The sequence below is a fragment of the Streptomyces sp. adm13(2018) genome (assembly GCF_008042145.1).
Taxonomy (GTDB): Bacteria; Actinomycetota; Actinomycetes; order Streptomycetales; family Streptomycetaceae; genus Streptomyces.
In genome coordinates this window covers 1-2,579 of sequence record NZ_RDBH01000025.1, presented here as the reverse complement: position 1 = coordinate 2,579, position 2,579 = coordinate 1, and the positions used below count along the sequence as shown (strand labels likewise).

Genomic DNA, 2,579 nt, shown 5'->3' with positions numbered 1-2,579 from the left:
AGCTGGAGGGAACCGCCGTGGCGTGACGCGGCCCCTCCCGCCTGCCGGTCGGCGGGCGGGAAGGCTACGGGGGACACGGCAGGTGGGGAGCCCACCATCGGGGAGCCCGCGACCGGAGACGCCGCGGTCGGGGAGCCCGCGACCGGGAGGGCCCCGCCCGCTACTTCACCGGACGGGGCGGCGGACTCTCGCCGTCCTCGACCTCGCCCCTGCGGCGGACGCGGGTGGCGAGCAGGCCGCCCAGGAAGCCGAAGAACAGCCCCCAGAGCAGGGCGAGGCCGACCGTTCTCCAGACGTTCGGGCGGAGGATCACCTCGCCGCCGAGGGAGTCCAGTTCGCCGATGCCGAGGACCGAGAGGCCCAGCCGCGCCTCGACCAGGGTCAGGGGCGCCACGACCAGCATCGTCAGGGCGAAGGCGATGCCCAGGTGCAGGGAGTGCTGCCAGAGCCTGATCCTCGCCGGGGAGCGGACCGCGGCGACGAAGGCCGCCGCGAGGACGAGCACGGCGGCCACCGGAAGCAGCCACCACGCGCGGGCGTCCTCCGCGGCGAGCGAGCCGAGGTCGATCGTCGACAGGTCCGTGCCGTCGCCCCGGCGCAGCACCGCGTCCAGGACCTGGGGCATGGGCAGGCCGAACGGGCCGTCGACCCGGCCCTCCCAGGAGCCGCCGATGCCCACGCCGAGGGCGAGCCAGGAGACGTTGGGCAGGCCGAGGAGGAGCACCGCGAAGGTCTCCGCCGCGTGCCCCCTGGTCGCGGCCACCACCAGGCCGACGACCAGGCCCACGGCCACGTAGGCGAGGAGCAGGAGGAGCATCGCGTGCGCCGCCGGCCGTACGGGTGCGTGGAAGCGGACGAGCCGGGGCGGCAGCGGGGTTCTGCGGGAGACGAGGAGCGCGGCCACGAGGACGCCGATGATCCACAGGAGCCCGTAGAAGAGGGTGGGGCCGAGGACCGTGTGGAAGCCCACGGTGGGGTTCACGGCGTCGAGCAGTTCGCCGAAGATGTCCGTCAGGGAGCCCTCCTCCTCGCCGCCGCCGAAGGTGAGGGGGAAGTCGTGGCGGGCGACGGCCGAGACCCCCGCCAGGGCGAGGAGCCAGAGGACGACCGTGGTGGCGGCCCGGAGCAGGAGTGCGCGGGTGCCGGCCACGGCGTGGTGGCGCAGGGGCCGCAGGAAGCAGTAGCCGGTGACGAGTGCGCCCACCAGGGTGACGGTCAGCGGCATGGCGGTCAGTTCGGCGCGGGTCCCGGCGAGGGCGCCGGCGTCGCCGGAGAGTTCGACCTGGCCGCCCGAGGCCATGACGACGACGGCGGCGAGGATCGCGGTGAAGCCGCCGGGCAGGTCGGCCGCGCCGGCCGCCCAGAGGCCGAGGGCCGCGGTGACGCCCATGGCGACGTATCCGGCGACGACCGCGGCCAGGCTCTGCAGGCCGACGCGGGCGAGGGGCCCGGTGCCGGTCGCGGTGGGGGCGGTCCGGGGGGTGGCGGGTGACCGCCGGATCCTGGGCGTGCGCCCGGGCGCGAGAGGGGGCCCGGGCGCACGCCCAGGATCCGGCGGTCACCCGCCACCCCCCGGACCGCCCCCAGGCGGCCCGGGCGGCGGTGGTTCCTCCGGCGGGTACTCGGGCGGTTCTTCCGGCGGTTCCGGCAGTGGCGGCCCCGGGGACACGGGCGGCCCGAGCGGGTCCGGGAACGGCGGCCCCGGCAAGACGCCGTGGTGGCGGTCCGTGCCGAAGGTCGCCTCCGTCACCGCCGTCGTGGTCGCCGCCGTCGCGCTCGCCGTGGTGCTCACCAACCGCCCCGACGACAAGAACGACACCGCGGGCTCCGGCGGCGGCGAGGTCTTCCTCCAGAACGCGGCCGCGACGGGCCCCGACCCGTTCACCGCGTCGACGGCCCGGACGGACACCGCGTCCGCCTCGCCCGCCTCGCTGCCGCCGCGCACCTCGTCGGCGACCATCGAGGTGTCGGGCTCCACCCCCGGCCTCTACGGCGGTACGCAGTCGGTGGCCAGCTGCGACGTGGAGCAGCAGGTCCGCTTCCTCTCCGCCGAGCCGGCCAAGAACGCGGCCTTCGCCTCCACCCTGGACATCGAGGCGAACCAGGTGCCCGGCTATCTGCGCTCCCTGACCCCGCTCCAGCTCCGGGCCGACACCCGGGTGACGAACCACGGCTACCGGGACGGGGCCGCCACCACCTACCAGTCGGTGCTCCAGGCCGGGACCGCCGTCCTGGTCGACGACCGCGGGGTGCCCCGGGTGCGCTGCGCCTGCGGCAACCCGCTGACCCCGCCGGTGGCGCAGAAGTCGCCGCGGACGACGGGCACGCCCTGGCAGGGCTACAACGCCGACCAGGTGGTCGTGGTGGCGCCGTCGGTGACCGTGGTGAACGTCTTCGTCGTGTACGACGTGCAGGACGACAGCTGGTTCGCGCGGCGGAACGGGGACCACCGGGCCGAGCAGGACAAGCCGACCCCACCGCCCACCCGGCCCCCGTCGACCTCGCCCTCGACCTCGGGCTCGACGTCCCCGTCCGACTCCCCGTCGACCCCGGAGACGCTCTCCCCCTCCGCGTCGACG

Annotated in this window: 2 protein-coding genes; one reads left to right on the top strand and one right to left on the bottom strand. The window is 76.0% G+C overall.

Annotation, left to right across the window (positions count from 1 at the left end):
• Positions 1–160: 160 nt before the first annotated feature.
• Entirely contained in the window at positions 161–1,390 is a 1,230-nt protein-coding gene (locus tag EAO70_RS02330; protein WP_410090964.1) for a streptophobe family protein, read from the bottom strand.
• A gap of 337 nt (positions 1,391–1,727) precedes the next feature.
• Between EAO70_RS02330 and EAO70_RS02325 the strand changes: the two genes are divergently transcribed.
• Positions 1,728–2,579, top strand: an 852-nt coding sequence (locus tag EAO70_RS02325) for a DUF6777 domain-containing protein (protein WP_187283688.1), incomplete at its 3' end; no start/stop codon positions are given.